The organism is Mucilaginibacter sp. (assembly GCF_036383575.1).
In the GTDB taxonomy this organism is placed as follows: domain Bacteria; phylum Bacteroidota; class Bacteroidia; order Sphingobacteriales; family Sphingobacteriaceae; genus Mucilaginibacter.
In genome coordinates this window covers 1-5,594 of sequence record NZ_DASVOB010000366.1, presented here as the reverse complement: position 1 = coordinate 5,594, position 5,594 = coordinate 1, and the positions used below count along the sequence as shown (strand labels likewise).

At 41.1% G+C, this 5,594-nt stretch carries 4 protein-coding genes; 3 read left to right on the top strand and 1 reads right to left on the bottom strand.

The features are described 5' to 3' along the window. A partial coding sequence (locus VF500_RS12790) for an outer membrane beta-barrel protein (RefSeq protein ID WP_330860044.1) occupies positions 1-2,690 on the bottom strand: 2,690 nt, incomplete at its 3' end. 774 nt (positions 2,691-3,464) lie between these two features. Between VF500_RS12790 and VF500_RS12785 the strand changes: the two genes are divergently transcribed. The 3 genes from VF500_RS12785 to VF500_RS12775 form a co-directional block, all read left to right on the top strand. Beyond that, the gene (locus VF500_RS12785) at positions 3,465-3,872 is read left to right on the top strand and encodes a hypothetical protein (protein ID WP_330860043.1); all 408 of its coding nucleotides are present in this window, start codon (positions 3,465-3,467) and stop codon (positions 3,870-3,872) included. A gap of 668 nt (positions 3,873-4,540) precedes the next feature. Then, entirely contained in the window at positions 4,541-5,050 is a 510-nt protein-coding gene (locus VF500_RS12780; RefSeq protein ID WP_330860042.1) for a hypothetical protein, read from the top strand. A gap of 108 nt (positions 5,051-5,158) precedes the next feature. After that, on the top strand, positions 5,159-5,594 hold a 436-nt coding region (locus VF500_RS12775), incomplete at its 3' end, for a magnesium chelatase domain-containing protein (RefSeq protein WP_330860041.1).

Below are 5,594 nucleotides of genomic sequence, written 5' to 3'. Positions count from 1 at the left end.
ATTAGTTTATTAAACTTAATGCTGTAAGTAACCATAAAATATCGCTTCAATGTATTGTTTTGCACGTCGCTAACCGAGTTGGAATTAATGTAACGGTACACGCTCACGTTTTGGTTAGAGATATCATAAACAGACAACTTCGATTCCCCGCGGTCTTTTTTAAGCATTTGCAGGGCGAGTGATGAACTCACTACATTAACGCCTTTTTTAAACCCTGCCGCCACCTGGCCATTATAATTAAAGTCCTGTTTGGTTTCCCAAACAATTTTTTTAGGAAACCTCACTATCAGGCTATTGCTTATGTTGTAGGTACCAACCTTCACGTTCCTGAAATCGTCATAACGGTATTTCGTGTTCGACTGGTTAAAACCAAAACCGGTGTACAGTTCTATCTTATCTTTCCAGTTTGCGTTTATGTTTTCATGAACCCCGTATGAAAAGGTGTTTTGCCAGCCTTCCACATCATTTAGCAGATTAAGGCTTTGGTAATAATTACCGTAAAAACTAGTTGATGAATTAAGCTGCCAGTCTTTGTTAGTTTTAAGCCTTTTAAAAGCCCCGACTGAGAAATTATAGTTTGGCCTGCCGTCGCGGTTAACAGTTGTATTAGTCTGCGCCCCGTCTGAGCGGATGGTTTGCTGCGTAACGGCCATATTTTTTTGCGAGTACACACTGCCGTTTGAGTAAACACCAAATTGACTGTTATCCCAATACTTAAAAAAGCTATAACTGTAATTATTACTAATGCTGGGCACCAGGTTGGGGTTACCTGTATAGCTATACAACGGGCTATAAACTATGGTAATAGGCTGCAGGCTCGATACCCCTGGTTGATTAACCCGGCGTTCGTAATTAAGAGATATACCGTAAGCTTCAATACGGATGGTTGGCAGCAGGAAAAAATAATTCTGTAGCAGCCTGCTGGTTACAAAGTTGTTATTGATCTGCTGCCATTGGGTATTAAGCCCGGCTATGATCTGAGTTTGTTTGTTGAGCTGATAGGTGATACCCGGTTTGATGTTTTCTGTCCACTGATCGCGCTTAAGATCGGAACTTTGATTGCTGAGCAGCGAATCAAAGCCGGTTTTGCGGTCGTAGGTAAAAAGCTGATCGCTGGTTTTGTTGTATATGCCCGATGTAGTAATATCAACAATAAGCTTTTTAGTTACCGGGAACCTGTAGCTGAAATCGAGATTGCCCGAAGCATTATTTGAGGTGCGGGCAGATAACCTGTGCAGGCTGTCGGATAGGTCTGGACGCTGGTAATTAACCACATCATTATTATTGAAATTGTTGTTATGGTTAGGACTAATGCTGAGGTTATGCGATATAGTGAACGACTCTTTACTGCTCTTTTTGGAGCGCTTATGAAAATAAAAGCTTTGGTTAAATTGTGTTGAATGGCCATCACCCCATGAATTTGATGCCGACTGGTTTACGGGCATATCGAAATTGTTTGATGTACTCCCCGCCGATGTAGAAGTATTAGTGTTCGAGTTATAACCCAACGACGGGTTATACCGCAGGTTACGGATGGTATCGGGCTTCCACTCCACAAGACCGCTTAAAGTGTGTACATAGCTGTTCGCGATCCTGCTGTTCGTGGACCGGGTTAACAGCGTAGTATCCTTCAGAAACTGCTGTTGGAAATTGGCAGACTCGTTTACGTTATTACGCTGCGTATAAAAGTATTGCAGGTTGAGCTTTAATTTTTCGCCATAGTTTTGGTTGATGTTAAAACCTCCCGAGGTGATCTTTTCTATGCCGCCGCCCCAGTTTCGGCCACCATTAAAGGAGGTGTTGCCTCCACTGCGATCAAAACCACCCTGGGAATTGAGGTCTTCGCGCGAAAAAGCAGTATGGTTAAGGTTATTGCTTAACCCGATCAGGCTTACCTGCAAGGTATCGCGGAACATATTGAACAACCCACCGGCCTCATACCTGTCGCGCGAGCCCGCACCACCGAACACCTTGCCAAAAATGCTTTTTTTAATGGCCTTTTTAAGTTTGATGTTAATGATCTTTTGTACCTGGGTTTCGCTCACAAGGTGATCTGGGTCATTTTCTCGGTCATCATAAACCTGAATCTGTGCAACAATAGCCGCGTCAAGGTTTTTGGTAGCGATCTTTGGGTCGGAGCCAAAAAATTGTTTGCCGTCTATCAGTAGCTTGCTTACCTGTTTTCCGTTAACGGTGATCGTTCCATCGCCATCTATCTGTACACCGGGAAGTTTTTTAAGCAACTCCTCAACGGCGGCATTTGGCCTGGTTTTGAAGGCTGCAGCATCAAACTCGATGGTGTCCTTTTTCATCCTGATAGGAACACGTTCGGCCCGCACAATAACCTCATTAAGCATTTTGCTGTTGAGGGCGATATTTCCGAGATCAATCACTTCGCCTTTTTTAAAGTTAAAATGGCGGACATAGCTTTTGTACCCGGCATAGGAAATAACCAGCCGGACCTGTTTATCAACCGGTAACCGTTGCAATTCAAAATCTCCGGTTTTTTTACTCAGGGTATAGGCAATGAGCGACGTGTCTTTCAGATCGACCATCGCAACTGTACTCAATTCAAGCGGTTGGTTATTCAGCGAGTCGGTGACTTTGCCTTTAATGGTAACTCTGTTTTGGGCAAAGGATACAGAGGAAAATAGGCATAACAGTATTAATGAAAGAAAAATTGTTTTCATCCAGGTTTAGGTGCAGACGGTGTAAGGTAAAAGTAAATTGTGTTATAGGTGATGTAGGGCCGTGGTAAGTTTGAAAATTAAATCATGAGGTAGTTATAGGGTTTAGATGTGTTGCATTTTGTTAATTGTTTTGTTGACAAACGCGTGTTAGACAAATATCAACAGTAAAGGTTTAAAGCATAAATAACCACCCCTCTACTTAACCACTACACAATACCCCCGCACGGCAGCATTATATGCTATAATTTGCTCCTATAACAAGTATTCAACATAAATATTGCCCTATACACATCGGGAAAGAGCTTTTTTAACACATATTTTAACATTGTAACATTTGTTTTACCAAACGAACTGTGTTGCCTGTAGGTAAATCACCTTTAAAATGATCAAATCTATAAATGAGCGTAAAAATTTTTTACACGAATTGATTTTCAACTCGGCCACAATTAATCGAATTACACGAATTTCAAATCGACATCAAAAAATTCGTGTAATTCGATTAATTCGGAAAAATTTGTGTGAAAATTTCTTGCCTATCCTCCTCCGATACTTAGCCCCCTTTTTAAGGCGATTTCCATGGTCTCTTTGAAAATAAAATTATTCATTTCGCTTTATTGTATTTGTTGCGATATCTGCACTTAACCAAATAAATGAATACAAATACGATAAAAATCAAATACAATCGCAATAAAATTTTGCCAATTCCGTTTTTAAACCAATATTGTGCAAGTAATATTATTTTACACCGAATTAATTACCTAAAACCATAACATTATGAAAGCAGCAGAAACCTACAAATCCATTTATGTAACGTTTTACAGGTGGAATGTTAAAAACTTTGGTCACGGCGGATTGCCAAAAGCCAACGCCCTTTTTGGAGCAAGTTTTTTAATGATCATTTTGCTGGCCATTTTAGTAAGTGTTGCACAGCTGTTTTTAAACTCCGATTGGTTTCAGTTAAGCCCGATGTCGGGCCTGATCATATTGCTGGGCGCCACAGGTGCGTTTGTGCTTAATTATTTTGTGTTGCTGAATAGCCGTTCTTTTAAAAGAGTTAACGCTGCATTTGCACGCATCAGCAAACACAATCCCAACACATCATCAATAATGCTGATGGTTTGTGTAATAGTTTCCTGCGCTATGCTATTGGTTGTTTGCGAAGCCGGGGTATTTTTAAGATAAGATTAACAATGTGATTATAGAAGGCCCGCCGGTATCGGCGGGTTTTTTGTTTTGTAGCATTACCGGCTTTATCACTTCATCAAAATTCTAATAGCCGAACAAACGATCTATGTCGCTCTTGGCAGCATCATGCATTAGTATTTAATGGGTAATTGCTATGCTATAGCAATAAACGAGAACGTATTAAATATGAATATTGGATAATATTGATTTACCAATAGAGAATATCTGTAAATGCACCGACATTCATTCCTGTACTTTTACGGTATTGACAATCGCCAGGCATTCTAATCAAACTATCTTGCTGTATGCATATACTGATTGGGAATGAGTTGATGATATAGCTTTTGAACCGACCTTTTTGCAAATACCACGAAATGATAAAACATTGCCTGTTCCTCAGTATCATTCTCTGCACTATACAGTGCGCTGCTCAAACGAAACTACCAACAGATTTGGGCGAAGGCACCGTTAAGATCGGACTATTTTGGTTTCCTCCCGCCGATACTGCAAAAATGGACACCGCGAAACACCAGGTGATGCAGTTTGACTATCATATCCTTCACAGTAAGGTGCTCCGAAGTAAGAATGTAGACCGGCCGCTTGCAAGCAATTCCTCGAACGAACATTGTAACAGTAGTGACACAACGGTAAAGACATCGTTGTCTGTGTCTCTTATCACACCAACCTATCTGATCGACTGGAGGAAAAAGCAGGTGTATACCTTTTTGAAAAAGAACAAAAAGCCGTTCATCGCCACAGACTCACTACGAACAGATTCTGATGAATTGTTTTTCAGGGTACTGTTGTTAGCTCCTGAATCAAAACGAACCTGCATTATAGATACCACACACCAGCAATCAATAACTGTTGCGGGAATGCCTTGTTACCAAGCACTGTACAAGTCCTCCGATCAAGTACGGTGGCACCAGTTCATTTACACAAAAAAGCCCCTGCCCATCGTTTCGTTATTAAACGCCTATTTGAACACCACCTTTTCGTTTACTGTAGTCAGTTTTGACGCAGAAAGTACGTCAGCATTCACTGACAATGCTATTATCTGTATATCAAGAATCCAGCTGCTTTCCTTTGATACAGAACCGCTCGACCCAAAACTATTTCAATTACCTAAAGGGGTACCTGTACTTAAAAGTGTACCTCACTTAGGCATGTATTAGAAGTTTAATATCTTAATATTATACCGGCGGTTTTTTGTTTTGTAGGTTCCCGGCTTTATCACTTCGTCAAAATTCTATATCTTTCGCTTCGATTAAACTTTTATCACAGTGTTGGTTAAAACTTTTGGAAGCGCGGTTTATGGGATACAAGCTATTACCATAACTGTTGAGGTGAATATTGCGTCGGGCACAAAATATTTCATTGTGGGCCTGCCCGATGTGGCTGTAAAAGAAAGTTATTTCAGGATAGAGTCGGCACTGAAAAACTGTGGTTTCAGGATGCCGCGCCAACAGGTAGTGGTTAATATGGCACCCGCCGATATCAAAAAAGAAGGTTCATCCTATGACCTTACCATCGCCACCGGTGTATTGGCAGCATCCGGTCAAATAGAACCCGAAGCCCTTGAAAAATTTATCATCATGGGCGAGCTTTCTCTTGACGGAAGCCTGCAGCCGATAAAAGGTGCTTTGCCCATTGCCATTCAAGCCCGTAAAGACGGCTTTAAAGGCTTTATCCTCCCCAAACAAAATGCCCGCGAAGCCG

Bases quoted from the DNA above. Each gene is read 5' to 3' on its own strand.
- VF500_RS12785 (WP_330860043.1), top strand. From the start codon at position 3,465: ATGAAAGCAGCAGAAACCTACAAATCCATTTATGTAACGTTTTACAGG.